Origin of the sequence: Caballeronia sp. LZ019, assembly GCF_031450825.1 — a bacterium.
Classification (GTDB): Bacteria; Pseudomonadota; Gammaproteobacteria; order Burkholderiales; family Burkholderiaceae; genus Caballeronia.
The window spans coordinates 812,968-838,803 of the sequence record NZ_JARTVZ010000002.1; the positions used below are offsets into that span (position 1 = coordinate 812,968).

The window sequence follows — 25,836 nt, forward strand, 5'->3', positions numbered from 1 at the left end:
GGGTCAGGCGGCGCCGCCGGCGCGGTGCGCGTGCGGGCTTGCGCCGGCTGCCATCACGAGCGACGCCTTTATTTCACTACCTGGCGGCGCCACGACGATACCGGTCCCGGCCATGCCCTGCGCATGCAGGTTGAAACCGTCGCTGACGTGCGAAACCGGCTCGACGCACAGATACCCCGCGCCCGCCGGACAATGCACGACGACGTGATTCAACGCGCCGTCGGCGACGAGCGCGAGCGTGCGGCCATCGGCATAACGCAGCGTCGCGCGGCCGTTCCAGCCGCTGAGATAGCGCGTATAACCGTCGTCCTCCCTGACATGACGATGCGGCGGCGCTTCGTCCGACAGGCCGACCGCAATTTCCCCTTCGTGACGCCAGAGCGTCGTGGCGTCCAGTTCGGCTTCGTGCGCGGCGAAATACGGATGGAAACCGAAGCCCGCGGGCATCGGCCGTGAGGAACGATTGATGACGCGCATCGACAGGCGCGCGCCATCGGCAGTCGCTTCGACCGTCTGTATCGCTTCGAACGCCCACGGCCAGCCGTGCTCGCCTTCGCGATGCGAATAGTGCATTTCGATGCGGTCCGCATCGTGCCGCTCGACGCGCCACGCCGCGTACTGGCCGAAGCCGTGCAGCGCGTGCGTCATGCCGGGAAACGTGGCCAGTTCGATGCGCGCGCCATCGGGTGCGGGGAAATGCGCGTCGCGCACGCGATTCGAAAACGGCACGAGCGGATAGCTGCCGCCCTTCGGCCACGCGTCGCACGGCCAGGCCGACGCGGTGACCGGCACGAGCCAGTCGTGCGTGCCTCGAGCATCGTCGCTCGTGAAGCGCGTGATGCGCCCGCCCGCCGCTGGCGCGACCACCAGACGATGCGCCCCGCTCGCGATCCGCAGCAGCGGCTCCGCCTTCAACGCGGCGACCGCGCGCGTCACTGCCGCTGCTCCTTCACGCGCGAGACGAGCTGCGTCGGACTCACGAACTGCAGCGCAATCAGCACCCAGATCAGCGTGATGGCCATGTAGATCATCGCCATTGCGTCGATGGATTGCGGCGCGCGCACGCCCGTCGAAAAGACCGCGTAGTACAGGGCGACGACGAGCGTCTGTGTCGTCGGCCCCGCGGTGAAGAACGTCAGCTCGAACATGCCGATGGTCCGCACCAGCACCAGCAGCCCCGCCGCCAGCATGCCGGGCACGAGCAGCGGCAACAGCACGTAGCGGAAATACCGGGCCGTGTTCGCCCCGAAGATACGCGCGGCGGATTCCAGATTCGGGTCGATCTGTTCGATGAACGGCGTCATCACGAGAATCACGAACGGCAGCGCCGGCACGAGATTCGCGAGGATCACGCCGGTCAGCGTGCCGGCCAGATGGAACTTGTACATGACCGTCGCCATCGGAATGCCGTACGTCACGGGCGGGACCATCAGCGGCAGCAGGAAGATCAGCATCGCGATGCGCTTGCCGGGAAACTGCACGCGCGCAAGCGCATACGCGGCCGGCACGCCGAGCACGATGGACAGCAGCACCACCGCGCCGACCACTTCGAGCGTCACGAGCAACACGCTCGACAGCTGGAAATCGCTCCAGGCCTGCGCATACCAGTGCAGCGTGAAGCCCTGCGGCAGCAGCGTGCCGAACCAGCGCGTCGCGATGGAATTCACCGCCACCGTCGCGATCAGCAACAGGACGTTGAGGAGAAAGAAGCCCATCGTCGTCCAGACGAAGAACTTCCAAAGCCTGTCGCGCAGGCTCGCATGCTGTTTCATGTTCTTGCCGGATCGTTGAGTCGGAGCCGGGGCTTGCCAGGCGGAAGCCGCGCGATTGTCGGTAGCCATTATCCCTTGCCTCCCGTCACCGGACCCGTGTAGAAGAAGCGCCGTGCGCCGAGCATGCCGCCCACGACGAGCAGCTGCACGAAGCCCATGACGATCGCGATCGTCGATGCCAGCGAGTAGTCGTAATTCTCGAACGCGGCCTCCGATGCGGCGATCGAAATGACGCGCGTCGGGCCTGCCGGCGCGCCGAGCAGCACCGCCGACGGGAACACCGAGAACGCCTGCACGAACGACAGGCACGCGGTCATCGTGAGGCCCGGCAGCAGCAGCGGCAGATAAATCTGCCGAAACTGCTGCCACGGACTCGCGCCGAGCGTGGCCGCTGCGCGCGCGAGCGTCGGGTCGATGCCCGTCACGTACGAAAGCGTCAGCAGGAACGCGAACGGAAAGCCCGACACGATGAGCGAAATCAGCACGCCCCAGTAGTTGTGCGTGAGCCGCACTTCGTCGCCATAGAGATGCAGCGCCTGCACGGCCTGCGGGAACCAGCCGTTCGGGCTGAAGTACGTGAGCATGCCGTCGGCGATCAACACGGTGCCGAGCGTGACCGGAATCACGAGCAGCGTCGTCGCGAACTTCTGATACGGCGACGAACGCCTGAGCGCGAACGCCACCGGCACCGACACGCCGACGTTGATGATCGTCGCCGACACCGCGAGCTTCAGCGTGACGATGATCGTCGGCCACATCGACGTATCGGTGAAGAACGTGATGTAGTTGGCCCAGACGCCGCCGCCGTTCATCGGATTGAACGACAGCATCAGTCCGTAGGCGAACGGATAAATGAACAGCGCGACGATGAAAACCAGCGCCGGCGTGACGAGCCAGCCTTTCGGATCGCGTGGCTGCGCGGGGGCCGCGATCATTTGACTTCTCCGCGTTCTTGTCCATAGACGAGCGCCTTCGACGGCGCGACGCGCAACGCAATGCGCTCGCCTTCCGCGCACTCGCCCACGATGCGCGCCCACAGCTTGCCGAACGCCGTGTTCACGATGATGAGCGAATCGCGGCCGCCGTACTCGACGGTTTCGACGTGGGCATCGAACGCGTTCTGATCGCCGGGCGATGCACGCTCGATGTCTTCGGGACGCAGCGCGAAGCTGACGTTCTTGCTGTCGAAGCCTTCCATCGGCGTGCCCAGCAGCCGCACGCCGTTCGCGCTCGCGGCGACCGACTCGCCCTGCGTGCCTTCGAGCATGAACGGCACGACATTGCGAAAGCCCATGAAGCGCGCGACGTGCAGGTTCTTCGGCCGCGAATAGACTTCCTTCGGCGACGCCACTTGCTGCACCACGCCCTCTTTCATCACGACGATGCGATCGGCCATCGACAATGCTTCGTCCTGGTCGTGCGTCACGTAGATCGTCGCGCGTTCGAGCTTGCCGTGAATGCGCCGGATCTCGGCACGCATTTCGATGCGCAGCTTGGTATCGAGGTTGGACAGCGGCTCGTCCATCAGCACGAGCGGCGGTTCAATGACGATCGCGCGCGCGATCGCCACGCGCTGCTGCTGGCCGCCCGACAGTTGTCCGGGCAGCTTGGCGTCGTGGCCGATAAGCTGCACCAGTTGCAGCGCCGCTTTCGCGCGCCTGACCGCCTCGGCCTTCGACACGCCGCGCATCTTCAGTCCGAAGCCGACGTTATCGAGCACGGACATGTGCGGAAACAGCGCGTAGTTCTGGAACACCATGCCGAAGCCGCGCTTCTCGGGCGGCAGGATGTCGATACGCTTGTCGTCCAGCCAGATGCCGCCGCCCGTCAACGGCTGCAAGCCGGCGATGCAGTTCAGCGCGGTGGACTTGCCGCAACCCGACGGTCCCAGCAGCGCGATGAATTCGCCGCGCTGAATGTCGAGATCGAGGCCCTTCAGCGCGGCGAGCTGATGCCCTTCCGCGTTGGTGAAGCTGCGCGAGACCGAATCCAGGCGCAACTGCTCAAAAGTGTGCTTCATGACGATTTCCCGCGCTCTTTCCGCGCTCTTGCTGTGCTCTTCGTGCAAGCGGCGACGCCCCTCGGAAGGAGCGCCGCCGTCTCATGGCAATGCCCCGCCGGTTACTTGGTCTTCTGCGCGCCGATTTCGCGGTCCCATTTCTGGAACGCGGCGACCATCGATTGCGCATTCAGCGGCACCACGTGCGGACGGTCGGCGAGCAGCTTCGCGTACTCTGGGCGGCCGAACTTCTGGATCACTTCCTGACTCTTCGCGGGCGCGGCGGACAGCGGCACGTCTTTCACGGCGGGGCCGGGATAGAAGTAGCCGTCGTCATACGTCATCGCCTGCTGCGCGGGCTCGAGCATGAAGTTCATCAGCTTGTAGAGCACGTCGAGCTTTTCTTTCGGCACGCCCTTCGGGATCACCATGTAGTGGGCGTCGTTCACCCACGTCATGTTGTCGAACGCCTGCACCCTGAACTCGGCCGGCACGATGCCGAGCGCGCGCGGGTTGATGTCCCATCCGGTGACGGTGACGGTCATGTCGCGCGTGCCTTCACCGAGCTCCTTCATCACCGCCGATGTTCCGCCCGGATAGTAAGGAATACATTCGTTCAGCTGCTTGAGGAACGCCCAGGTCTTGTCCCAGCCGTTGATCGGATCGGTCGGATTCTTGTCGCCGAGCACGTAAGGCAGGCCCATCAGGAAGGTGCGGCCGGGACCGGAGTTGGCCGGGCGCGCGTAGATCAGCTTGTTCGGATGCGCCTTGCACCATGCGAGCAACTGCTCGGGCGTCTTCGGCGGATCGCTGACCTTCGCCGGGTTGTATTCGAGCAGCGGACCGGCGGGCATGTAGGTGACTTCCAGCCCGTAACCCTGCGCGATGTCCTGCATCTTGCGCGGACCCGGCGCGTACTTGTCGAGCACGCCGGGGAACACAGCCGACTGCTCGGGCAGCAGCTTTTCCCACAGACCTTGCTGGATGCCTGCGGCGAGCGCATCGGTGCCCGTCACGACGAGGTCGATGTCCGAGCGGCCGGCCGCCTGCATCGCCTTGATCTTGCCCGGCAGCTGCGGCGCGGGCGCGTTGGTGAACGTGATGCTCGAAACCAGGTTCGGGTACTTGGCCTTGAACGCCTCGAAGCCCTTTTGCGTCAGTTGAAGATTGCCCGCGACATCGACGATGTTGATCGCCACGGGGTCGGCCGCATGGGCCGCGCTAGTCGCGAACGCCGCGCTCACGGCGACGCACACCGCCGCCAGTCTCACTGACAGTCCTGCCTTGAAAGCCATGTTGTCTCCTCACTTCTCTCGCAACCGCTGTTGGAACTTCGTTCTGGTTTTGTGCCGGGGCCGCGTGGTCTTGTCGTGTCGGTTTGCGTCCTCGCGGTCCGTCATTAGCTCACGAAGCTGAAAAATAGCCAACCGAATCATCGTATGTCAAGCAAATCGCAAGCGGCTCCGCGTGTTTCCCAGACGCGGCGAAAGGCGTCTTGTCCGCGTGTGTCGTGGCGCTGGACGAAATGCTCGGGATATACCCGAACCGCTTGTTACCCGACTTGTTTAACCGCTTTTTAACCGGGTTTTCCTTCGTGTTACGCGGTCACGCCGTTCACCACGGAGCGGTCGAAAGCGAGCAGCGCGCGCGCTTCACTTTCGACGGCGGGCAGCGCGTGTTCGGGCGTGGCGCTGAGCAGCGGCAGAATCGGGCCCATGTCGGCGATGCCCGAAAGCGTCACGGCATCATGGAGCACGCGAATCAGCGAGATATCGTCGCGCAGGGTTTCGAGCGGGAGGAAGCGCTCGTGAATGAGCCGGGCCGGGCCGCAATCGGCGGATCTGGCGGCGCGCAGCAGCGCCATCACTGCGTGCGGCGCGATGCAGCCGGAGCCGGTCGTCCACGTAGCCAGCCCAAAGTTGCGTATATGGATGAGCGACGGACGCTCTCCCATCCCCGACACGACCTGCGATGCCGGCACGCTCTGCAGCAAGCGGCGCAGATAAGGGTCGTCAGACGGATCGGCGCGGACGATCGCGTACTTCACGGCGAGCAGCGTGCCATCGGCGACCAGCGCGGCGAGCGTATCGACGTCGATATAGTCCTCGCTCTTGATATAAAGCGTGAACGGCATCCCGGCGATATCGCAGAGGCGCTTCAGTCCATCGGCCACGCCTCGCGGCGTCGTGAAGCCGGCGAGGGGCAGGACCATCGCTGTGCGGTACTGCGTCTGCGCGAGGATGCGCGCCTGGTCGAGCATCTTGCCGTAGTCCGGGCCGATAGCCGGAATCACGCGCGTTTGCGGACCGGCGCTTTCGGCCAACATGTCAAGCAACTCTTGGTATTCGCTGACCGCGACGTGATAAAGGTTCGCGTTGCCGCCGTACAGGAGCGTGCGTATTCCGCCCGCCTCGATATGGCGGACCAGCACGCGGTTCTGCTCCGGCGCAAGCGTCAGGTCGGTGCGTCGCGCGAGCGGCGGCACGGCCATGACGGACTCGGAGAACTCGCTGACTGCTACAGGATCGACTTTCATGGCGCCTCATCGCATTGGGTGGATGGGCGAAAGTATCAAGCGGATTCAAAGTTGTCAAACAACTTCAGCCGCCTGCGAGGACGCTTACATGAGTCGTATGACAACTAGTCGCCGAACATGCGGTTCAGCGCGCTTTCGAGATGCGTTTTCATCGAGTGCGCGGCGCGAGCAGAATCTCCGGCGCGGATCGCCTCGAGCACATCGAGATGTTCGCGCTGAACGAGCCGCTGCCGCTCCAACGTCTTCACGAGCGACAGATTGCGCGACAGGTTCATGCTGAATACCACCTGCTCTTCGATGAACGACAACGCCGAGATGAAGAACTGATTTCTGGAGGCGCGGGCCACGGCAAGGTGAAACGCGAAATCGTCGCTTGCACCGATGCCCTGCTGCGCTTCGACGATGCGTTGCAACTGGTCCCACGCGTCCTGAATCGCGCGGATGTCGTCGTCGTCCGCCTTCTGCGCCGCCAGTTCGGCGGCGCCCGCTTCGGTGACGATGCGGAATTCGTAGCAGCGCCGGATGTCCGACAGCGTTTCGAGCGGTGCGAAGCGGCGCACGTCCGGATCGGGCCGACGGCCGACCGTGGTCCCCGATCCGCGTCGCGTCACGATGATCCCGTCGGCGCGCAAACGCGCCAGCGCCTCGCGGACGGTCGGCCGCGATGTCGCGAAGCGTTCGGCGAGCGCGTGCTCGGTCATGAGCCGATCGCCTTCCTTGAACTCGCCTTCGATGATGCTGCTGAGGATATCGCTATAAATGCGGTCGGCGAGGCCGTGCGATTTGCGCTCGTTCATGTTCGCGCCGTGGCGTGCTTGTCAGGTTGGGAGTCGATTGTAAGACAGATTCCGTAACTGCCGTCCAAAGAACAACCGCAACCCCCTGCTTCGCCAGTCGTCTCGCCACCCCGCTCAGAGCGATAACAACAACCGCGCCTCCTTCGCACTCGCAACCGGCCGCCCATACTCCGCGCACAACGCCGCCACGCGTTCCACGAGTTGCGCATTGCTTTTCGCGAGCGTGTCCTTGTCCCAGCGCACGTTGTCTTCCAGCCCCGTGCGGCAATGGCCGCCCATTTGCAGCGTCCAGTGATTCACTTCGAGCTGATGACGTCCGATGCCCGCCGCCGTCCACGTCGCATCGGGCAGCAGGTTTTTCAGTTGCGCGACTTCGAATTCGAGAATCTCGCGACGCGCCGGCAGTGCGTTCTTCACACCCAGCACGAACTGCACGTGGACGGGCCGCCTGAGCAAGCCCTGATTCACGAGATCGACCGTGCTGTAGAGCATCGCCAGATCGAAGATTTCGATCTCGGGCTTCACGTCGTGATCGAGCATGAGTTGCGCGAGCGAGCGCACGAAGTCGGGCGGATTTTCATAGACGATCGTCGGGAAATTAACCGATCCCGTCGCCAGCGACGCCATGTCCGGCTTCAGGTCGAGCATTGCGCCGCGTTGCTCGAACGATCGTCCGCGCCCGCCTGTGGAGAACTGAATGATGATATCGGGGCAATGCTTGCGGATGCCCTCTTGAAGGTCCGCAAAGCGATGCCGGTCCGAGCTCGACTTCTCGTCCTCGTCGCGAACGTGCAGATGAACGAGCGTCGCGCCCGCTTCGTAAGCCTCGTGCGTGCTTTCGATCTGCTCGGCGATGGTGATGGGCACTGCGGGATTGTCCTTCTTGCGCGGCACGGACCCCGTAATGGCGACGGATATGATGCACGGTTCGGTGGTGGTGGCTTGCGTCACGCTTGTCTCCTTTTGAATGACCGATGCCCGCCTTCGACGATCCTTACCGTCCGGCCGCTTGTGCGAGCAGCTTGCCGACCTGTTCGTCCGTCATCGCGGGCACGATGTCGAGCGAGAACAGGTCGGCCCACGCGAGCGCCCATTGCGCAATCGGTTCGACCTCGCTGCACTCGCACACCGCGAAGCCGCGTATCGAACCGATGCCGTGCCAGCGCCCCAGCAGGCGCACGCCATCGGGCGGCGCACCGCCGCTTTGCAAGAAGCGTTCGGCTGCCGTTTTCTGCACTTCGGGCAGCGCGGTCCAGTTCACGATGAATAGCATGGCTCGGCCCTCCTTCCGGCGATGCCGCATCGGCGCGTTCGTCCAATGCGGTTTCATCCAGTATAGGAGCCGATGACGGCGGCATCGCAGGCGATGCGCAAGGAGCGGACCCGCGTGCATATCGCGGCGCTCACGATGCACTATCCTCAATGCATCACGACGACAGGCGCAACGACCACCCGCTGCGCATACGTGACGCGCACCGGAGGCGCATACACGGGGATCGGAGGCGGTGGCGGCGGAAGGACGGCAACCGGCGCGACCGCCGGCGCAACGACGACGGTCCGCGCAGGCACGTAGTAGCGCGGCCCGTAGTAGTACACCGGGCGCGGCGGCGCATAGACCACGGCGGGCGCGACATACGCGACGCTGACGGTCGTTGCGGCCGATGCGCCTTGCGCACATGTCAGACCGATTGCGGCGACGGCAGTGGCGCTGAAAAGACGGATGTTCATCATGGATGTCCTCGATCATCGAAAGTAAGGGCGGCTGAGCCGGCCAGCAGAACGATAGCGAAGGACCGCGCGAATCGTGAGCGGAAAGATGTGTCGCCCGATGTCGGCGCACGCCCCGCTGCGGTGCGATGAAACATGCCGACATGTTTCGTAGCATCCCTGACATTGCCATCGGCGCGCGGCTCAATAGAATCACATCGACGTTGCGTTCGAATCGAGGAGAAAACATGCACAAGATCGCCGCCGTGCTCGCCTTTTGCGCCGCCCTGGTCGCGGGCGCGGCGCACGCGCAAACCGCGACGCAGCCGATGGGCGCGAGCCCGCACATCGGGCAGGCCGCCCAGGTCATGCCGAAGCTCAGGACGCGTTTCGCGCAGGCCAACACCACGCACGACGGCAAGCTCACGCGCGATCAGGCCGCAACAGGCATGCCGATGGTCGCCAGGCACTTCGACGAAATCGACGCGCAAAAGAACGGTTATGTCACGCTGCCGCAAATCGAAGTCTTCCTGCGCGAGCACGCGGCGCAACGCTGAATTTCCACGGAGGCCGCTTCATGGAAGCCCTGCCGAAGATCATCGTGCTCGACGACGAAGCCGAGCTGCGCAACATGCTTCAGCGTTTCCTGACAGCGCAGGGCTTCGACGTGCGCGTCGTCGAGAACGGCAAGCGGCTCGACCGCTATCTTCAGCGCGAACCGTACGACCTGCTCGTGCTCGACTGGATGATGGAGCCGGAAGACGGCCTCTCCGTCTGCCGCCGATTGCGCACCGAGGGTCACACGCTGCCGATCCTGATGCTGACCGCGAAGGGCGATCCGGTCGACAAGGTGGTCGGCCTCGAAACCGGCGCGGACGATTACCTCGCCAAGCCCTTTCTTCCGCAGGAACTCGTCGCCCGCGTGCGCGCGCTGCTGCGCCGCCAGAAGATCGCAGCCGGCGATCCGACGCTGACATCGCAGGTCATCCGCTTCGGCGATTTCCGGCTCGACCTCGGCAAGCAGCGGCTTTATCGCGGCGGCGAAGCGTTTGAGATTCACTCCGCGCAGATGCAGTTGCTCAATGCGCTCGGCTCGTCGCCGAATCGCGCGGTCAGCCGCGACAATCTCATCGCCCGCACGCGCGGCCGCGATCACGACGCCCTCGATCGCAGCATCGACGTGCAAGTGTTGCGGCTGCGTCAGCTGATCGAAGACGATCCGGCCAAGCCGCGCTTCATCAAGACGGTGTGGGGCGTCGGCTATATGCTTCTCGCGGATGTCGAATCGTGAGGCTCGTGCCGCGCTCGTTGTTCGCGCGCAATGTGCTGCTGCTCGTCGCGCTGGTCGCCGTGAGTCAGGTCTGCGCCCTCGCCGTGCTGCTGCATTTCATTCAGACGCCGCGCATCGAACGGGCGGCCGCCACGTTCGCCAGCTACATCCGGACGCTCGATACGGTGCTGCGGGCGGCGCCGCCGAATAGTGCGCGCCTGGACGTGCGCCGCGAATTACCCGCAACGGCGCGCGCGAACGCCGACGAATCGCGCTGGCGGTTCTATCGGACGTATCAGCGCGAGACGTTCATCGAAAGCCTGCGGCGTCATCTGCCCGCCGATATGCCCGTGCGCTGGCAAAGCGCCGAGTCATCCGCCGATGGACAGCAGCGGCTCTGGATTCGCGTGCATGTTTCCGGCGAGCCGCAGTGGATGGCGCTGCCCGTTCCCGAAGCCGCGCACGACGATGGTCTCGCGACGGCGCTCTTGCTCTCGCTCGGGCTGGGCGCGCTGGCGGTGGCGACGGCGTATGCGATCCAGCGGCATCTGAACCGCCCGCTCGAACATCTCGCCGATGCCGCCCGCCGCGTCTCCAGTGGCGAGGAACCCGGCGTGTTGCCGACCGACGGCCCGACCGAGATCGCGCAAGTCAGCGACGCCTTCAATCGCATGACGGCCGCGCTCGCCGAAGCCGAAGCGACGCGCGCTCTGATGCTTGCCGGCATCTCGCACGACATTCGCACGCCGATGACCAAGCTGCGTCTCGCCATGGCGATGTCCACGGCGCCATCGACGGATGCGGCGTTCGCGGCATCGGCGGAAGGCTATCTCGATCAGATCGACAGCATTCTTCAGCAGTTCATGGATTACGCGGGCAGCGGGGCAAAGGAAACGCCGATTGCCGGCGATATCAATGCGCTCGTCGCCAGTCTCGCTGCGGACTTCGCGGGGCTCGGGCATGAGTTCGCGCTATCGCTCGGCGACATCCGAACGTTCGCGTTTCGTCCGATCAGCATGATGCGGATGCTGATGAACGTGATGCAGAACGCGGTGCTGTATGGCATCAGCGAACTCGAAGTGCGTACATGGACCGATGAGGAGAGGAACGCGGCCTGCATCGTCGTGGCGGATCGCGGCAAGGGGCTCGGCGCGCACGACCCGGATTCGCTCAAGCAGCCGTTCAAGCGCGGCGGTGGCGAAGGTCAGCCGAAGGGCACGGGACTCGGGCTTGCGATTGTCGATCGCATCGCGCGGCTGCACGGCGGCACGTTCGACCTGCGCGCGCGTGAAGGCGGCGGCGTCGAAGCGGTCATCATGCTGCCGATGGGCGCAGCGACAAACGCAACGCAGCCATGAAGCGAACGCAGTACCCATTACGCCGCCATCGACCATACTGAAAGCGGTGAACCGGCAGGAGAGACGGCCATGGGCACAGCAGCGGGTCCCGGCGCACGACAGCGTGTCCCCGTCCTGCACGTCCATCTCGCGAACATGGATGCGCTTCCGTTTCCGACGCGTTCCATCGCTCGCGGCGACGCGCTTTATTGCGCGGGCGAGCCTTTGCGAAGCCTGTACACGGTGCAGTCCGGATGCTTCAAGAGCGTGGCCACCTATCCGAGCGCAAGCGACGACGGCCCGCCCCATGCACAGGTCACCGCGTTCCATCTGATCGATGAAACCCTCGCGCTGGATGGCATCTGCACCGGTCATCATGAAAGCGACGCGGTTGCGCTCGAAGACAGCGTCGTGCGCATCATGCCGGTCGGCATTCTGGAGCCGCTTTGCCGCGAATTTGCGCCGATGCAGCATGCGTTGCTCGCGATCATGAGTGCGGAGATCGTGCGCGCCGCGCGGCTCACGCTGATGCTCGGCACGATGCCCGCGCTCGCACGGGTCGGCGCGTTCCTGCTGGACTTGTCTGGCCGGCTCGATGCGAGCGGCGCGCGGCCGTGCACCCCCGGGGACGTCACGCTGCCGATGACGCGCGCTGATATCGGCAGCTATCTCGGTCTCGAACTCGAAACCGTGAGCCGCATGCTGTCGAAGCTGCAGCGTGCCGGCGCAATTTCGCTTCACGGGCGGCAATTGCGGATCGTGGATCGCGCGCGTCTCGAAGGCGTGGGGTGAACGCCTGCGTGCTGCGATGCAACGCACGCCTTAGCATTTACGCGACACGTTGGGGCGCGAGCCGCTAATGCGGTGCGCGCATGCACGGCGACGGCGCACGATCTGAAGAAACAATCCCACATGCCTATGACGGTTGTCGCGCTGGCGTCAAATTGCGGCGCTAAGCTAAAGGCAGAAGCCATGAATAAGCGTGATCCATCGTTCGGCACCGGACTTGCTTCAGGCGTTCGCGACGCTGGTGCGTCGCACAAGATCTTTTGCATCACGAACTGCGAACCGAAAGCCGTTCGGCCGATCGAATCGTATTCGCAAGCAGTCATGCCGGCCTGTCGAAACTGCGGCATGCACGCGATTCAATCGATGCACGATGAGCGGCGCAAGACGACCCGACGTCCGGGTGAAATGCCGCCATTCAACCGAAGACGCTCCTGACCCGCGCAAGACGCGCCGGAGCGTCGTATTCGCTGAACTGGATGTTCATGGAGGATGACATGCGTATCACCGTCAAGCTGGATGGGTTCGAAGGCGCCGACGACGCCGCGTACGCCATCCTGTGGCTCGACAGGGAATCCCGCCGCTGGTCGCGCGAAGGCCATCAGGCGATCGACGTGCCCGACTGGGGCGGCCTGCGCTCCGGTTCGAACAGCACGATGATTTGCGATCAGCACACGCAGCAGCCCATCTGCGTGCTCGAGCAACTCGATGTCGACGCGCCCGGCGGACCGGACGAAGGTCTTGCGGGGCGCGTCGTGTGGTATGGGGATGCGGCGCGTCGAGAATGCGCGGGCCGCTGGCATGTGCAGTGCATCGACTGGGCGCAGATCAAGGCCGAGCACAGCGTATTCGCCGGCGAGGAAGATACCTGGCGGGTATAGCATCGGCAAGGAACCCGCCGCGCGATAGAAAGTCAGGGTCCGTCTTCCGGCATCGGCATCAGCATGACGGCGAACGACGCGACCCCGACGAGGATCGTCAGCACGCCATAGTTGAGCACGCTCGCCTTGTCGAAGACGAGCCCGTGCAGCGCGGCGAAAATTCCCGCCAGCGCGGTGAAGACCGCGATCGCCGCCGCGACGATCCGCGCTTCGCTGCTTATCATCTCTTTCCCCTTCTGCACCGCACGGCACCTTCAGTTTCATCGTCGGTGCTGCTGCGGTATCGGTATTGACCTGCGTCAATGCCGGCCCGCCGTTCTGGTGTTTTCCCTTGCCCCATTTCGGGCGCTTATATTGGTAGTATCGGGTTCGGGCTGCGGCTTGCTGCAATTGCCGCAACCGCACATTGCCGCGCGGCGGCGCCGGTGTTCACGGCCCTGCTCGCGCTCATACGAGAAGAACCTGGGAGGCAAGATGAATCAATCTAAATTCAGCGATCCGTTCAGCCAGTTTGCCGCCATGTTCCAGCAGTATCAGTTGCCGGGCTTCGATGTCACCGCGATCATGGAATCGCGGCGCAAGGACGTCGAGGCGCTTGCCGCGACGAATCGCGTGGCATTCGGCGGCATCGAGGCGTTGCGCGACAAGCAGCTCGAAATCCTGCGCCGCACGCTTGGCGATCTGGAGGACATCGCAAAGCAGTTTGCGTCGTCATCGGCGAAACCGCCGTTCAATGCGAATGAAGTCGTGCAGCGCACCCTGCACAATGCGCTCGCCGACATGCAGGACATTGCGCGCACCACGCAGCAGACGCAGGCCGAAGCCTACGCACTCGTGACGCAGCGCGTCGAAGAGGCGCTGCAGGAGCTGAAGGCGGCCATCGAAAAGCCGCAGAGCTAGGGTCATTTCTTCGGCTGCGTCGTGATCTGGAAGATATCGACCAGTACCCGCTCGCGTCCGTAACGGGCCGCGAGCGCCTTCAGGCGTTTGTCTACTGCACGCAAGTACTCGGGCTTCGCTTCGCTGTCGGGGCGTGGCGCGTCGAAGAGCGGCGCGGGCGCCACTGTCAGCACGATCATCTCCGCGCCGAACGGCTTGCCGACGACCCACTCGCCCATCGCTCCGATGGTCGCGCTATAACTCGGCGGCGCCTGGTTGTCGCGCGACCGCCCGTTCGGCAGCAGATGAACGACGCTGCCGTCCAGCATGAAGTAATCGATGTTCACGTAGGAATCGAATGCGGGCGTCATCAGCTCGACGATCAGCGGATCGCCTTCCGTGAGCCGCGTCTGGCTCGATCGCGTATGCACCGACGCCGGACGCCCCGCTTGCCGATTGGCCGTCCAGTACGGCGCGAGCATGGTCAGCAGGTCGCACTTGTCGTCGCTCACTTGCTGCACGCCGAAGTTCGTCGCGCGAACGCCCGCCACGCGCCCGAGCGATTCCTTCAGCCGCGCGAGTCCGTATTTCTCCGACACGAAGCCTTGCACGTCAACGGTCTGATCGTGCACCGACGCAACGAGCGCCGAACACGGCGCGCTCGCGAGCACCGGCGTGACGGCGGCCATGGTGAGCGTCGGCGCGGGCGCGGCCGGAAGCGCCGGCGTGATGGCGGGCTTTTCGGGCGTGGGGATCGGAACCGATGCAGCAGGCGTGGATGCCTCCTGGTGCGTGACAAGCACGTACCCCGCGCCCGCGATCAACACGAGCGCCAACGCGCCGATGGCGAGCTTCGGCGCCGCGATGCGTTTCGTCTTCGCTTGCGCCGGTGCGGCGGGCTGTTCCTCGCTGAGTTCGTCGAGAAACTGCGCGACCGTCGGCGTCCGCTCCTCGCGCTCGAAAGCGAGGGCCGCTTTCAGCGCCTTCCACTGCTTGTTGCCGAGATTGTCGGGACGTTGCGGCTTCATTCCCGCAGACTTCGCCTGCAAGGCGGGCACGCGGTCGAAAGGATGCTTGCCCGTCAACAGCTCGTAGGCGATGCAGCCGAGCGCGTAGATATCGTCGCGCGGGTCCGGCTCGCGATGTTCCAGCATTTCGGGACTTGCGTACGCGGGCGTCAGCGCGCCGAGGCTGCCGGGATCGAAGACCGTGGCTTCGGTGTCTTCCTCGGGCCGCTGGATCACGCGCGCAATGCCGAAGTCAATGACCTTCACTTCCGCCGCATCGGTGACGAACACGTTCGCCGGCTTGAAGTCGCAGTGCACGAAGCCGCGCTCATGCGCGTAGGCGAGCGCGGTGGCCATGCCCTTGAAAATCCGGAACATCTCATGGAACGGCATGCCCTTGAATTTCGGGGACCGAAGTATCTTCGATAGCGGCTGACCGGACAGATATTCCATCGTCAGATAGACGATGGCTCCGTCGCGGTCGAAGTCATACACGGTGACGATGTTGCGATGCGCCAGTTGCTGCGCCTTGCGGGCCTCGCGTTGCAGCGCGATCAGCGATTTCGGATTGCCGCGAAACTGCAGGTTCAGCACCTTGATGGCCACATAAGGACGCCGGTCCGAGGCCTCGAGCTTGCGCAGATCGAGCGCCTTGTACACGGTTCCCATCCCGCCGATGCCAAGGCATTCCTCGAGCACGAAGCGATTGTTCAGCGTATCCCCGACGCCTTTGACCTGATCGGCCTCGGAAAGCACTTGCGTCGCCTGTCCCGATGTCGCGCCGGTCGTGTCGGCGCCCGCGCCAGCGTTGCCCGTCGCGCGCGAGGGCAGCGGCGGCGGCGCATCGGGCGTCACGTGCAGGCGCGTTTCATCGCGGCCTGGCTGATAGGTCGTGCCGGGGTCCGGCGAGCGCATGCGCGCCGTATGCTCGATGCGGCGGCGAATGGCCGAATAGATATCGCGCGGCAAGGGATTCGCCGCGTTTTCCTCGTCGAGGATCTCGATGAGCCGCGCGCCCGGCGTGCGATCGGCGGCCAGTGCGCCATCGACCCCTGCAAAGAACGCGTCGCGCGATCCGCCATCGCCCCGATATGTGCGAAGCGCTTCTCGGAAGCTAGTCATCTGTGCGACTCGTTGCGGCTCCAATCGACCGACAATCTCACTTGTCGTACCAAACAACCGATGCTCGTTCGATACTAGCCCTCGCATGCGGCTTAGGCAAATGGCGTTTTCGATGAAGCGCGGCGTCGCGCACATGTCGTTCGGATACCGACACATCGCGACGGCTGTCGGCCGGGCGACGGCATTGCATGAGACCCGCGATGCGGAGGCGCGCTAGTCCGTTTGCGGCGAACGCCCGCCGTGCAAGGCATACAGCGATGCTTCGCGCCGTGGCATCACGCCTGGCATACGTGATGCATTGAACTGGCCCGAGCAGACATGTTGCTCGAACCACCACCGAACGCGCGACGCGCACCCAAGGAGAACCGCAATGAAGACGCTGACCATCAAGGACCTGCCTGTCACCGAACAACTCGATCGCCGCGCGATGTCGGCCGTGCGGGGCGGCACCGGCTATTTCGTGCCGGTCTTCGACATGTCGAAGGTTTCGCTCTCGTTCAACACGCAACAGATGGTGCAACAGGACCAAAAGACGTTCAACGAAAACGGCGTCAATGTCGCCTTCGCCGACGACATCCACTCGAAGGTCCAGCCGGATCAGAAGGCACGCAACACGAGCAACATCAACATCGGCGGCGGGCTCGCCTGGGCCTGAACCGCAACGACGAAACCCTTCGCGAGGAGCACCACCATGTCGTCCATCATCGTACGGGACCTGTCCCACAGCAAGGAACTCGACTGTCGCGCGATGTCCGCCGTATCCGGCGGGCAAGGCTACGGGCCTTATGCGAACGTCGAAGTGAACGTCGGCATCCTTCAGAATCTCACGCAGATCCAGAAGGTCGACGTCACGGCGCTGAGCAACATCGGCTATGTCGGCGCGGGCGTGTCGCCGCACTTCGACATCAGCCCGATGCAGATCGGCACGCTCAACGCAGGGGTGTCGCTGTGACGCGTTGACACTCGCAGCGGTAGAAGCGTCGGCGGCGAAAGGCTTCGGCCTCTCGCCGCTCTTGGCCGCTTCTGGCCGCTTCTGGCCGCTGACAGCGGTCCCGGCAAGGAGCCGGCCGGGATTGCCTATACTCGAAGCGAGCGACTCCATTACCAGGAGGAAGCAGTCATGGCCGTCATCAAGATCAGGGATCTCGCGGATAGTGTCGAACTCGACCGGCAGGCAATGACGACGATCGCCGGCGGCGCGCGCGAGGCGGCGCATCCGCTGTTTCGCATACGCGCGTCGAATCCGGGGCGCGTCGTGGATTATCCCGGCGTACCGGTGAAAGACGTGCCGGTGCAGCAACCGGGGCCATTCAAGAACAGGATCGTTTCCCGATGATGCATCAGCCGTGCGCGACGGCGCTCGCACTCACCGAGCGCGCCGTGCGTCTGGCGAGCGCGAGACGCATGCGTTCACGGGTTTCGCCGTCCATGTCGCGGGCATCGGCGAAATAGCGCGTCTTGCCCGCGATGACAGCGCCGACCGGCACGCCATCCCGATACAGCACGCGATTGCCCGCGAGCGCCGGCACCTTTTCGCCGGGCAAGAGCGTGCCGACGAGATTGAGCGGGTCCACGGCGCTCAGCGCGACGAACACGCCGTCCTTCGGCCGCCGCCGCATGTCGCGCAGCAGCGGCACCGCTTCGGCCAACGCGAACTGTTCGCCCGCGAGCCCCGCGACGAAGCGCCCGCCGCGAATCTCGCCGCGCGCCTCCAGCCGATGATAGACGCGCAGCAGATCGCGCCACGGCGGCAGCCATTGCGCCTCGCGCTCCAGCAGCCGCCAGAAGACGACGCCGTACCGGCGCAACAGCGTGCGCGCAACATGCTGGATGTCGCCGCCCTGCTCGGCGGCGTTCGCGCGGCGCAATAACGCCCAGCGCCCGGCGTCGTCCATTCCGCCGATGAAGAGGCCGCCCGCGCGCCCGCGCGATCGGCGCGACAGCGCGTTGCGCTTCGCGGCGGGCGCGAGCAGCGCGCGCAGGCCCGCGAAACTGTCGGCGTTGACGAGACCGAGCGCCACGAGTTCGCCGAGCGCGTCTTCCAGTTCGGTGCGCAGGAGCCGCGTATCGGCGAGCAGTTCGTCGAAGAACATCGCGCCGTGCGCGCTCAGCGCTTCGAAGACGCGCTCGGCACGCGATGACTGTTCCGGCGCTTCATCGCCGGCCATCAGCGCGTTCCACGCCGCAAGCTGGCGACGCGGCAACAGGACGATCGGCGTGCCTCGCACCGGCCCGCCGGTCGCGCGCGAACGCCCGGCCGGCCGCGACCAGACGATCTTTCCCGCGCGGCAGATTTCATCGAGCCAGATGCCCGAATAATCGGCGATGCGTGCAGGCAGAATCTCGTCCTCCCACGCGACGGCGGGCGCCTCGAAGCCTTCCAGTTGTTCGAGCACGGCGGCGAGCGCGTCGCGGCCCTCGCCGTGGGTGTCGGGGGCCACCCGCTGCCATTCGAACAGGAAGCGCATGAAGTCCTGCCGCTCCACGGGTTCGATTTCACGACGCAGCCGCCGCACGGTGTATCGATGGATTCGCGCGAGCAGATGACGCTCGCACCATTGTTCGTCCGCGCCGGGCGTGAAATGCCCGCGCATCACGTAGCCTTCGCTTTCGAGCCGCGTCAGCGCAATCGCAATGGCCGATGCCGGCAGCGCGAGCGGCCGCGCGATTTCCGCCACGGTCAGCGGCCCGAAGCCCGACAGGCGCGCGCGCACGATTTCCACGAGCGCGTCGTCTTCGCTCCACGCAGCGTCGAAGCCGGGCGGCGGCGCAAGGCGCGGATGCATCGGCGCATGAGCATAGACGGCGCGCACGCACGCGAGGCGCTCGACCGGTGTCCACAGCGCGTCGTCGTCGGCGATTCGCAGGCGCGTCGCGCGGCCGGCGCGGGCGAGCGCATCGAGCCACGCGGGCCAGCCATCGCTCGCGGCGGCTTCCGCATCGGTAATGCAGGACAGCCCCGTCAATGCCTCGTGCATTTCATCGGCGCTCGTCACCGACGGCCACGCCTCCCCGCGGACGCTCGCGATCGCTTCGGCATCGAGTGCGCCGAGATCGCCGGTCGATTGCGGATCGGTCCAGCGCCGCGCGAGCACGGCCTGCGTGCGGCGTTCTTCGAGCGGGGCATCGTCCAGGAACGCGTAGGGCCGCGCCGACAGGATTTCGGCGGCGAGCGGCGACGGCGCGGGCAAGTCGCGCGTCACGAGCCGCACCGCGCCTTCCTCGATGCGCCGCAGCAGCGCGAGCCAGGCGTCGCTGTCCATTGCGTCGTGCAGGCAATCGTCGATCGTCTGTTCGACGAGCGGATGCGCCGGCACGTCGCGCTCCCCGACGACGTTTTCCGCGCACGCGACCTGATCCGGAAACACGGCGGCCAGCAGGTCTTCGCTTTTCATTCGCTGCAATTGCGGCGCGACCTTGCGCCCGCCCGCATAACGCGGCAGCGCGAGGGCGTTGGTCGCGTTCCAGCGCCAGCGCACGCCGAAGAGCGGCGCGTCGAGCAGCGCCTGGATCAGCAGATGCTCGGCCGTGGCCGGCTTCAGATAGCGCCACACTTCGTCGAGCGCGAAGCTGTGACTCGCCGTCAGCGACAGCACGATGGCGTCCTCGGTCGCCGCCGCCTGCAGTTCGAAGTTGAAGGTGCGGCAAAAGCGCTTGCGCAACGCGAGACCCCATGCGCGATTCACGCGACTGCCGAACGGCGCATGGATGACGAGCTGCGTGCCGCCGGATTCGTCGAAGAAGCGCTCCATCACGAGCGTGTCCTGCGTCGGCAGCACGGAAAGCGCGGCGCGTGAGCGGGCCAGATAATCGACGATCTGGCGCGCGGCCTCCATGCCGATGCCGGCTTCCTCGGCAAGCCAGGCCGTGGCGGCGTCGGATGCCTGGAAAGCCGCAGGCGCGACCTGCGCCGCTTCGCCGCTCTGCTTCACTCCCGGTCGATTCGCCGCGCCCGCGTCGTCGGCACCGCCAAGCCGCGCGTCGATATTCGCCCGCAAGCGTGCGATCGCGAACGACAGCTCATCGCTGCGCCCCGGCGCTTCCCCGAGCCAGAACGGAATGTTCGGCGGCTGCCCGTTCGCGTTCTCCACGCGCACGCGTCCGCCCTCGACCCGCACGATCCGATACGACGTATTGCCGAGCTGAAAGACATCGCCGGCGAGACTCTCGACCGCGAAATCCTCGTTCACCGTGCCGATCTGCAAGCCCTGCGGCTCCAGCAGCACCGCGAAATCCGCGTTGTCGGGGATGGCGCCGCCCGATGTCACCGCCGTCAGCTTGCCGCCGCGCCGGCCGCGCAGCGTTCGGCTCACCGCATCGCGATGCACATAAGCGCCGCGCACGCCCTGCCGTCCCGTATAGCCTTCGGCGAGCGTCCTGAGCACGGCGTCGTAGCGCGCGCGTTCGAGCGTCGCATACGGATACGCGCGCCGGATGCGCCCGAAGAGCTCGTCCTCGCCCCACTCGCGAAATGCGACTTCGGCGGTGATCTGCTGCGCGAGCACGTCGAGCGGCGCGCGGGGAATCGTCAGCGCATCGAGTTCGCCGCGCCGGACGCAGTCGAGCAGCGCCGCGCATTCGATCAGATCGTCGCGGGAAGTCGGGAACAGCCGCCCTTTCGGCACGCCGCCGACGTGATGCCCCGAGCGCCCCACGCGCTGCAGGAACGCGCCGATCGAGCCAGGCGAGCCGATCTGGCAGACGAGATCGACATCGCCGATATCGATGCCCAGCTCCAGCGACGCCGTCGCGATCAGCACGCGCAGCTCGCCGCGCTTGAGCCGCTGCTCCGCGTCCAGCCGATGCTCCCGCGCGAGGCTGCCGTGATGCGCCGCGACGGCGTCCTTGCCCAGCCGGTCGGTCAGATGCCGCGCCGCGCGCTCGGCCATGCGTCGCGTGTTGACGAAGACGAGCGTCGTCCGGTGCTGCGCCGACAGTTCCGCGAGCCGGTCATAGACGCGCTCCCACATGTCGTTCGACATGATCGCTTCGAGGGGCATCGGCGGCAGTTCGAGCGCGAGATCGCGTGCGCGCACGTGCCCGACATCGACGATTTCGCACGGCTGCCCCTCGCCCGCGAGAAACCGTGCGACGAGCTCGATGGGCTTCTGCGTCGCCGACAAGCCGACGCGCACCGGACGCGCCGCGCCGCGCGCCTCGCAAAGCGCATCGAGGCGTTCGAGGCTCAGGCTCAGGTGCGAGCCGCGCTTCGTTCCGGCAACGGCGTGGATTTCATCGACGATCACCGTGCGCGTGGTCGACAGCATCGCGCGCCCGGAATCGGACGACAGCAGCACGTAGAGCGATTCGGGCGTCGTCACGAGGATATGCGGCGGACGCTTGCGCACGGCGTTGCGTTCCTGCTGGGTCGTGTCGCCGGTACGCACCGCCGCGCGGATTTCCGGCGCGGCCGCGCCGGTCTCCTGCAATTGCTCCGCGATACCCGCAAGGGGTTCCTGCAGGTTGACGCGGATATCGTTCGACAGGGCCTTCAGCGGCGACACATAGACGACGCGCGTCTCGTCCGGAAGCACTCCGCCGCCCGCGATGCCGTCGCGCACCAGCTCGTCCAGCGCCGCGAGAAACGCGGTCAGCGTCTTGCCCGAGCCGGTCGGCGCGGCCACGAGCGTCGAGCGGCGTGCGCGGATCAGCGGCCAGGCGCGCGCCTGGGCGGCGGTCGGCGCCGCGAAATGCGCGCGAAACCAGTTGACGACGGCCGGATGAAAGCCGTCGAGCGCGGTATCGGACAAAGAGGGATCAGGGGTCATCGGAACATTCTAGGGGCGCGCGCGACACGACGCGCAAGCTGCATTCACCGGTGTCCGGCGTGGTTTTAGGAGACTTCCCATCCGAACGGGTCTTATTTGCGGCGATGCTACGCGGTTTCAATCGCTCGCTTCCCGCTTTTCATGATCGTCATCAGCCTCTTTTTCGACCACGCGCCGGGCGCGCTCGCCAATCATCGGCGCTATGCGCGCATGCAGGGGTATCGGCATGTGCAGATCGACATGTCGCACCTGTCCGGCAGCACGCACGAGATCTTGTGGACGTACAAGTACGAAGCGCTGCTGCATGAGTTGAAGCAGGCCGAAGCGGGAGAGATCGTGCTGCTGCTCAGCGAGAACGCGGTGATTCTCGGCTCGACGCCGCTTCCCACGCTGCTCGACGGCCGCGACTGGCTGCTGGCCTGCGCGGAATCGCCGCTTCCTCAGACGGATATTCAGATGTGGCGCAACACCGAGCGCGTTCGCCGCAAGCTGCTGAAGGCTGTCACGCATTGCCGGTTCAGTGTCGAACTTCCCGCCGATGAAGGCGGGCTTTTGTGCGAGTTCGAAGCACTGCCCTCGCGCCACAAGATCGCCGATGCGTGCGTGGTCGTCCCCGCCGCGGCGAACCTGGAAAGCGTGTGGGCGACGTGGAGCACGTTCGCCGTCAGCATTCGCGACGAGAAGCATCACCGGCGTTTTCGTGAGGCGCTGATCACGCATATCAACGAGCGCACGGCGCACGGTCTGCCGCTTCTTTCGTTCCCCGCCACCCCGGCTTGCGATGCGGAGCCGCACAGCGTCTATCAGCCCGGCCAGCCGATCGCGGTCGTCACGCTCTATACGCCGAATGTCGCGCGTTACGGGCGCATCGCGGAGGCCAACTTCAGGCGCTATTGCGAGCTTCACGGCTATACGCTCTACGTGCACCGCGAGATTCCATCGCATCTGAACGACGGCAACACTGCCGGCAACTGGCTGAAGCCGGCGTTGTTGCGCGAGTATCTGCCGCATCACAGGTGGGTGTTCTGGGTCGATGCCGACGTGCTCTTCAACGACATGAGCCGCAACCTCGAATCGATCATGCACGGACACGACGCGCTGTTTGCCCGCGATGTCGGCACCTGGGCCTTTAATTCCGGCATCATGGGCTACAAGCGGACGCAGCAGAACTACGATGCATTTCAGCGCATTCTCGACACCTGCGCGCAACTTCAGGACAAGTCGAGCGTCTATGCCAATCTCGGCGACCAGTATTTCTTCATCCGCGAGTTCGAGCAGCATGCGAGCTTCGACGCGACGCATATCGCGTCCTTCATCGACTGGAATACGCCGTGGACGTATCGGCGTCCGGACAGCTTCATGGTTCATTACATCGGCGCGTGGGAAGATCACAAGGCGCTGCTGATGGACTACGACATCACGCAGGCAGCCATGGAGTGAGCGCACGCATCGCTTTTGTCAAAAACGCGTCGCGGGAACGCAAGTATGATGTTTCGCGACGCTGCTCTCACGCTTCCAGCATCAAGCCGCAAGACCGACGCTCCACTCAACTCTCACCGCAAGGAGATAGCAAGTGAACGACGACGTCCAGGGCAAGACCGCGACCCCGGCACCGCTCTCCGCCGACCTTCTGCGCAATATCGACGCGTACTGGCGCGCGTGCAATTACCTCTCCGTCGGCATGATCTATCTGCGCGCGAATCCGTTGCTGCGCGAACCGCTCAAGCCTGAACACATCAAGCGGCGCCTGCTCGGGCATTGGGGCTCGGACCCCGGTCAATCGTTCGTCTGGGTGCATCTGAACCGGCTCATCAAGCGCGACGACCTCGATGTGCTGTTCGTGTCGGGTCCCGGGCACGGCGCGCCCGCGACGCTCGCCAATTCCTATCTCGAAGGCCATTACTCGGAGATCTATCCCGACCGCAGCTACGACGAACGCGGCATGCTCCGGCTGTTTCGCGCGTTTTCGTCGCCGGGCGGCATCGGTTCGCATTGCACGCCGGAAACGCCCGGGTCCATCCATGAAGGCGGGGAACTGGGCTATAGCCTGTCGCACGCATTCGGCGCGGCTTTCGACAACCCGCAGCTGATCGTCGCGACGATAGTCGGCGATGGCGAAGCCGAGACGGGACCGCTCGCGACATCGTGGCATTCGAACAAGTTTCTCAACCCGGCAACCGATGGCGCCGTGTTGCCGATCCTTCATCTCAACGGCTACAAGATCGCCAATCCGACGGTCCTCGCACGCATTCCGCATGACGAACTGGAAGCGCTGTTCAGGGGCTACGGCTACGAGCCGCATTTCGTCGAAGGCGACGAGCCTGAACGCATGCATCAACTGATGGCCGCGACGCTGGAACGCTGTATCGGCGACATCAGGGCGATTCAGCAAGACGCGCGAGAGAATGTTGGCGATGTCGTGCGTCCGCGCTGGCCGATGATCGTGCTTCGAACTCCGAAAGGATGGACCGGCCCGAAGGAATTCGCGGGCCACAAGGTGGAAGATTTCTGGCGCTCGCATCAGGTGCCCGTGCCCGATCCCGCGACGAATCCCAAGAGCCTCGTCGTGCTCGAAGAATGGATGCGCAGTTACAAGCCCGAAGAACTGTTCGACGACGAAGGGCGGCTCATCGAAAGCCTGCGGCAACTCGCGCCGGACGGCACGCGGCGCATCAGCGCGAATCCGCATGCCAACGGCGGCGTGTTGCGCGAATCGCTCGACATGCCGGACATTCGCGCGTATGCGTTCGAAGTGGAGAAGCCCGGCGCGGTCTATCAATCGCCGACCGCTGTGCTCGCCACGTTCCTGCGCGATGTGATCCGCCGCAACATGAAGACGTTCCGCCTCTTCGGTCCGGATGAAACCGCGAGCAACAAGCTCGATGGCGTCTATGAAGCATCCGGCAAGCGGTGGCTCGCCCAAACGAAGCCCGAAGACGCGGACGGCGGCGCGCTGACGCCCGATGGCCGCGTGATGGAGATGCTCTCCGAGCACACGCTCGAAGGCTGGTTCGAAGGCTACGTGCTGACGGGCCGCCACGGTCTCCTCGCGACCTACGAAGCGTTCGTGCATGTGATCGATTCGATGTTCAACCAGCACGCCAAGTGGCTGGAGAAGGCAAAGAACGAACTGGCGTGGCGTGCGCCCGTGCCATCGATCAATCTGCTCATCACGTCGCTCGTCTGGCGGCAGGACCACAACGGCTTCACGCATCAGGACCCGGGCTTTCTCGATGTCGTCACGAACAAAAGCCCCGGCGTCGTCCGCATTTACCTGCCGCCGGATGCGAACTGTCTGCTGAGCGTCGCGGATCATTGCCTGCGCTCGCATGACTACGTGAACGTGGTCGTCGCGGACAAGCAGCCGCATTTGCAGTATCTCGGCATGCAGGATGCGATCGTGCATTGCGCGAAGGGCATCGGCATATGGGACTGGGCCTCGACGGATCAAGGGCACGAACCCGATGTGGTGATTGCATGCGCCGGCGACATGGCGACGATGGAAGCCCTCGCCGCCGTCGAGATACTGAAGGCGGAATGCCGCGAGCTGAAGATTCGCTTCGTCAATATCGTCGATCTTTTCAGGCTGATGCCGGACACGGATCATCCGCACGGCCTCTCGCATCGCGACTTCGATTCCATCTTCACGCGCGACAAGCCGGTGATTTTCAACTTCCACTCGTATGCATCGCTCGTGCACAAGCTCACGTATAACCGCACGAACCACGCGAACATGCACGTGCACGGCTATCGCGAGCGCGGCAACATCAACACGCCGTTCGAGCTTGCGATCATCAACGGGGTCGATCGATATTCGCTCGCCATCGACGTCATCGATCGCGTGCCGGGCCTCTCGAGCACCGCCGCGCATACGAAGGAGCGCTTGAAAAACCGCATCATCGAGAGCGTGCGTTACGCGCACGAGGAAGGCATCGATCGCGAGGAAATCCGCGACTGGACATGGAAGGGCTGAGG

General features: G+C 64.9%; 24 protein-coding genes. 11 read left to right on the forward strand and 13 right to left on the reverse strand.

The features are described 5' to 3' along the window. Nucleotides 1–3: 3 nt before the first annotated feature. From P9255_RS06705 to P9255_RS06750, 10 genes are all read right to left on the reverse strand, one after another. On the reverse strand, nt 4–936 hold the full coding sequence (locus tag P9255_RS06705) for an aldose epimerase (protein WP_309766164.1): 933 nt from the start codon (nt 934–936) through the stop codon (nt 4–6). Then, complete coding sequence (locus P9255_RS06710) at nt 933–1,841, reverse strand: ABC transporter permease (protein WP_309766165.1); 909 nt, start codon at nt 1,839–1,841, stop codon at nt 933–935. Before P9255_RS06710 ends, P9255_RS06705 begins: the two co-directional genes overlap by 4 nt. Then, on the reverse strand, nt 1,841–2,707 hold the full coding sequence (locus P9255_RS06715; protein WP_309766166.1) for a sugar ABC transporter permease: 867 nt from the start codon (nt 2,705–2,707) through the stop codon (nt 1,841–1,843). The genes P9255_RS06710 and P9255_RS06715 overlap by 1 nt, the downstream gene beginning before the upstream one ends. Next, nucleotides 2,704–3,792: an ABC transporter ATP-binding protein gene (locus tag P9255_RS06720; RefSeq protein ID WP_309766167.1), complete on the reverse strand. Its 1,089-nt coding sequence runs from the start codon at nt 3,790–3,792 to the stop codon at nt 2,704–2,706. Before P9255_RS06720 ends, P9255_RS06715 begins: the two co-directional genes overlap by 4 nt. A 101-nt stretch (nt 3,793–3,893) precedes the next feature. Next, complete coding sequence (locus tag P9255_RS06725; protein ID WP_309766169.1) at nt 3,894–5,066, reverse strand: extracellular solute-binding protein; 1,173 nt, start codon at nt 5,064–5,066, stop codon at nt 3,894–3,896. A 302-nt stretch (nt 5,067–5,368) separates the two neighbouring features. Beyond that, the gene (locus P9255_RS06730) at nt 5,369–6,307 is read right to left on the reverse strand and encodes a dihydrodipicolinate synthase family protein (protein ID WP_309766170.1); all 939 of its coding nucleotides are present in this window, start codon (nt 6,305–6,307) and stop codon (nt 5,369–5,371) included. Between the two features lie 104 nt (nt 6,308–6,411). Then, complete coding sequence (locus tag P9255_RS06735) at nt 6,412–7,104, reverse strand: FadR/GntR family transcriptional regulator (RefSeq protein WP_309766171.1); 693 nt, start codon at nt 7,102–7,104, stop codon at nt 6,412–6,414. A 114-nt stretch (nt 7,105–7,218) separates the two neighbouring features. Beyond that, on the reverse strand, nt 7,219–8,055 hold the full coding sequence (locus P9255_RS06740; RefSeq protein ID WP_309766172.1) for a 3-keto-5-aminohexanoate cleavage protein: 837 nt from the start codon (nt 8,053–8,055) through the stop codon (nt 7,219–7,221). A 43-nt stretch (nt 8,056–8,098) separates the two neighbouring features. Continuing rightward, nucleotides 8,099–8,377, reverse strand: coding sequence for a DUF3303 family protein (locus P9255_RS06745; protein ID WP_309766173.1), 279 nt, complete (start codon nt 8,375–8,377; stop codon nt 8,099–8,101). Nucleotides 8,378–8,523: 146 nt separating this feature from the next. Further along, a complete protein-coding gene (locus tag P9255_RS06750; RefSeq protein WP_309766174.1) occupies nt 8,524–8,835 on the reverse strand; it encodes a hypothetical protein in 312 nt (103 codons plus the stop codon). A gap of 224 nt (nt 8,836–9,059) precedes the next feature. Here P9255_RS06750 and P9255_RS06755 point away from each other — a divergent pair, with 224 nt between their 5' ends. From P9255_RS06755 to P9255_RS06775, 5 genes are all read left to right on the forward strand, one after another. After that, nucleotides 9,060–9,368 (forward strand): EF-hand domain-containing protein, encoded by a 309-nt coding sequence (locus P9255_RS06755; RefSeq protein ID WP_309766175.1) that lies wholly within the window; start codon nt 9,060–9,062, stop codon nt 9,366–9,368. 20 nt (nt 9,369–9,388) lie between these two features. Next, entirely contained in the window at nt 9,389–10,102 is a 714-nt protein-coding gene (locus P9255_RS06760) for a response regulator (protein WP_309766176.1), read from the forward strand. Next, a complete protein-coding gene (locus tag P9255_RS06765) occupies nt 10,099–11,439 on the forward strand; it encodes an ATP-binding protein (RefSeq protein WP_309766177.1) in 1,341 nt (446 codons plus the stop codon). The genes P9255_RS06760 and P9255_RS06765 overlap by 4 nt, the downstream gene beginning before the upstream one ends. 69 nt (nt 11,440–11,508) lie before the next feature. Then, complete coding sequence (locus tag P9255_RS06770) at nt 11,509–12,210, forward strand: helix-turn-helix domain-containing protein (RefSeq protein WP_309766178.1); 702 nt, start codon at nt 11,509–11,511, stop codon at nt 12,208–12,210. A gap of 491 nt (nt 12,211–12,701) precedes the next feature. Further along, entirely contained in the window at nt 12,702–13,085 is a 384-nt protein-coding gene (locus P9255_RS06775; protein ID WP_309766179.1) for a DUF3564 family protein, read from the forward strand. Between the two features lie 32 nt (nt 13,086–13,117). On the opposite strand, the gene P9255_RS06780 is transcribed toward P9255_RS06775, so the two are convergent. Next, nucleotides 13,118–13,309 carry a DUF2964 family protein gene (locus P9255_RS06780; RefSeq protein ID WP_309766180.1) on the reverse strand — a complete coding sequence of 64 codons (192 nt, stop codon included), beginning with the start codon at nt 13,307–13,309 and terminating at the stop codon, nt 13,118–13,120. A 250-nt stretch (nt 13,310–13,559) separates the two neighbouring features. On the opposite strand from P9255_RS06780, the gene P9255_RS06785 reads away from it, so the two are divergent. Beyond that, the gene (locus tag P9255_RS06785; protein ID WP_309766181.1) at nt 13,560–13,985 is read left to right on the forward strand and encodes a phasin family protein; all 426 of its coding nucleotides are present in this window, start codon (nt 13,560–13,562) and stop codon (nt 13,983–13,985) included. A gap of 2 nt (nt 13,986–13,987) precedes the next feature. Here the strand turns inward: P9255_RS06785 and P9255_RS06790 are convergent, their stop codons facing one another. Continuing rightward, nucleotides 13,988–16,093, reverse strand: a complete 2,106-nt coding sequence (locus P9255_RS06790; protein ID WP_309766182.1) for a protein kinase domain-containing protein — start codon at nt 16,091–16,093, stop codon at nt 13,988–13,990. Between the two features lie 370 nt (nt 16,094–16,463). Here P9255_RS06790 and P9255_RS06795 point away from each other — a divergent pair, with 370 nt between their 5' ends. The 3 genes from P9255_RS06795 to P9255_RS06805 all read left to right on the forward strand — a co-directional run bounded on the left by P9255_RS06795 (nt 16,464) and on the right by P9255_RS06805 (nt 17,429). Then, on the forward strand, nt 16,464–16,748 hold the full coding sequence (locus P9255_RS06795) for a hypothetical protein (RefSeq protein WP_309766183.1): 285 nt from the start codon (nt 16,464–16,466) through the stop codon (nt 16,746–16,748). Between the two features lie 36 nt (nt 16,749–16,784). Beyond that, nucleotides 16,785–17,045 carry a hypothetical protein gene (locus P9255_RS06800; protein WP_309766184.1) on the forward strand — a complete coding sequence of 87 codons (261 nt, stop codon included), beginning with the start codon at nt 16,785–16,787 and terminating at the stop codon, nt 17,043–17,045. 168 nt (nt 17,046–17,213) lie between these two features. Continuing rightward, nucleotides 17,214–17,429: a hypothetical protein gene (locus P9255_RS06805; protein ID WP_309789272.1), complete on the forward strand. Its 216-nt coding sequence runs from the start codon at nt 17,214–17,216 to the stop codon at nt 17,427–17,429. A 4-nt stretch (nt 17,430–17,433) separates the two neighbouring features. Here P9255_RS06805 and P9255_RS06810 read toward each other — a convergent pair whose 3' ends face one another. Next, the gene (locus P9255_RS06810) at nt 17,434–21,861 is read right to left on the reverse strand and encodes a DEAD/DEAH box helicase (RefSeq protein WP_309766186.1); all 4,428 of its coding nucleotides are present in this window, start codon (nt 21,859–21,861) and stop codon (nt 17,434–17,436) included. 141 nt (nt 21,862–22,002) lie between these two features. On the opposite strand from P9255_RS06810, the gene P9255_RS06815 reads away from it, so the two are divergent. Both P9255_RS06815 and P9255_RS06820 read left to right on the forward strand, forming a co-directional pair. After that, nucleotides 22,003–23,301 carry a hypothetical protein gene (locus tag P9255_RS06815; RefSeq protein WP_309789273.1) on the forward strand — a complete coding sequence of 433 codons (1,299 nt, stop codon included), beginning with the start codon at nt 22,003–22,005 and terminating at the stop codon, nt 23,299–23,301. 133 nt (nt 23,302–23,434) lie between these two features. Further along, nucleotides 23,435–25,834: a phosphoketolase family protein gene (locus tag P9255_RS06820; protein ID WP_309789275.1), complete on the forward strand. Its 2,400-nt coding sequence runs from the start codon at nt 23,435–23,437 to the stop codon at nt 25,832–25,834. Nucleotides 25,835–25,836: the final 2 nt, after the last annotated feature.

What these genes read in the sequence shown, in the direction of transcription:
- P9255_RS06710 (WP_309766165.1), bottom strand. Translation starts at nt 1,841, where the DNA reads ATGGCTACCGACAATCGCGCGGCTTCCGCCTGGCAAGCCCCGGCTCCG.
- P9255_RS06715 (WP_309766166.1), bottom strand. Translation starts at nt 2,707, where the DNA reads ATGATCGCGGCCCCCGCGCAGCCACGCGATCCGAAAGGCTGGCTCGTC.
- P9255_RS06720 (WP_309766167.1), bottom strand. Translation starts at nt 3,792, where the DNA reads ATGAAGCACACTTTTGAGCAGTTGCGCCTGGATTCGGTCTCGCGCAGC.
- P9255_RS06725 (WP_309766169.1), bottom strand. Translation starts at nt 5,066, where the DNA reads ATGGCTTTCAAGGCAGGACTGTCAGTGAGACTGGCGGCGGTGTGCGTC.
- P9255_RS06730 (WP_309766170.1), bottom strand. Translation starts at nt 6,307, where the DNA reads ATGAAAGTCGATCCTGTAGCAGTCAGCGAGTTCTCCGAGTCCGTCATG.
- P9255_RS06735 (WP_309766171.1), bottom strand. Translation starts at nt 7,104, where the DNA reads ATGAACGAGCGCAAATCGCACGGCCTCGCCGACCGCATTTATAGCGAT.
- P9255_RS06745 (WP_309766173.1), bottom strand. Translation starts at nt 8,377, where the DNA reads ATGCTATTCATCGTGAACTGGACCGCGCTGCCCGAAGTGCAGAAAACG.
- P9255_RS06750 (WP_309766174.1), bottom strand. Translation starts at nt 8,835, where the DNA reads ATGATGAACATCCGTCTTTTCAGCGCCACTGCCGTCGCCGCAATCGGT.
- P9255_RS06755 (WP_309766175.1), top strand. Translation starts at nt 9,060, where the DNA reads ATGCACAAGATCGCCGCCGTGCTCGCCTTTTGCGCCGCCCTGGTCGCG.
- P9255_RS06760 (WP_309766176.1), top strand. Translation starts at nt 9,389, where the DNA reads ATGGAAGCCCTGCCGAAGATCATCGTGCTCGACGACGAAGCCGAGCTG.
- P9255_RS06770 (WP_309766178.1), top strand. Translation starts at nt 11,509, where the DNA reads ATGGGCACAGCAGCGGGTCCCGGCGCACGACAGCGTGTCCCCGTCCTG.
- P9255_RS06775 (WP_309766179.1), top strand. Translation starts at nt 12,702, where the DNA reads ATGCGTATCACCGTCAAGCTGGATGGGTTCGAAGGCGCCGACGACGCC.
- P9255_RS06780 (WP_309766180.1), bottom strand. Translation starts at nt 13,309, where the DNA reads ATGATAAGCAGCGAAGCGCGGATCGTCGCGGCGGCGATCGCGGTCTTC.
- P9255_RS06785 (WP_309766181.1), top strand. Translation starts at nt 13,560, where the DNA reads ATGAATCAATCTAAATTCAGCGATCCGTTCAGCCAGTTTGCCGCCATG.
- P9255_RS06790 (WP_309766182.1), bottom strand. Translation starts at nt 16,093, where the DNA reads ATGACTAGCTTCCGAGAAGCGCTTCGCACATATCGGGGCGATGGCGGA.
- P9255_RS06795 (WP_309766183.1), top strand. Translation starts at nt 16,464, where the DNA reads ATGAAGACGCTGACCATCAAGGACCTGCCTGTCACCGAACAACTCGAT.
- P9255_RS06800 (WP_309766184.1), top strand. Translation starts at nt 16,785, where the DNA reads ATGTCGTCCATCATCGTACGGGACCTGTCCCACAGCAAGGAACTCGAC.
- P9255_RS06805 (WP_309789272.1), top strand. Translation starts at nt 17,214, where the DNA reads ATGGCCGTCATCAAGATCAGGGATCTCGCGGATAGTGTCGAACTCGAC.
- P9255_RS06810 (WP_309766186.1), bottom strand. Translation starts at nt 21,861, where the DNA reads ATGACCCCTGATCCCTCTTTGTCCGATACCGCGCTCGACGGCTTTCAT.
- P9255_RS06815 (WP_309789273.1), top strand. Translation starts at nt 22,003, where the DNA reads ATGATCGTCATCAGCCTCTTTTTCGACCACGCGCCGGGCGCGCTCGCC.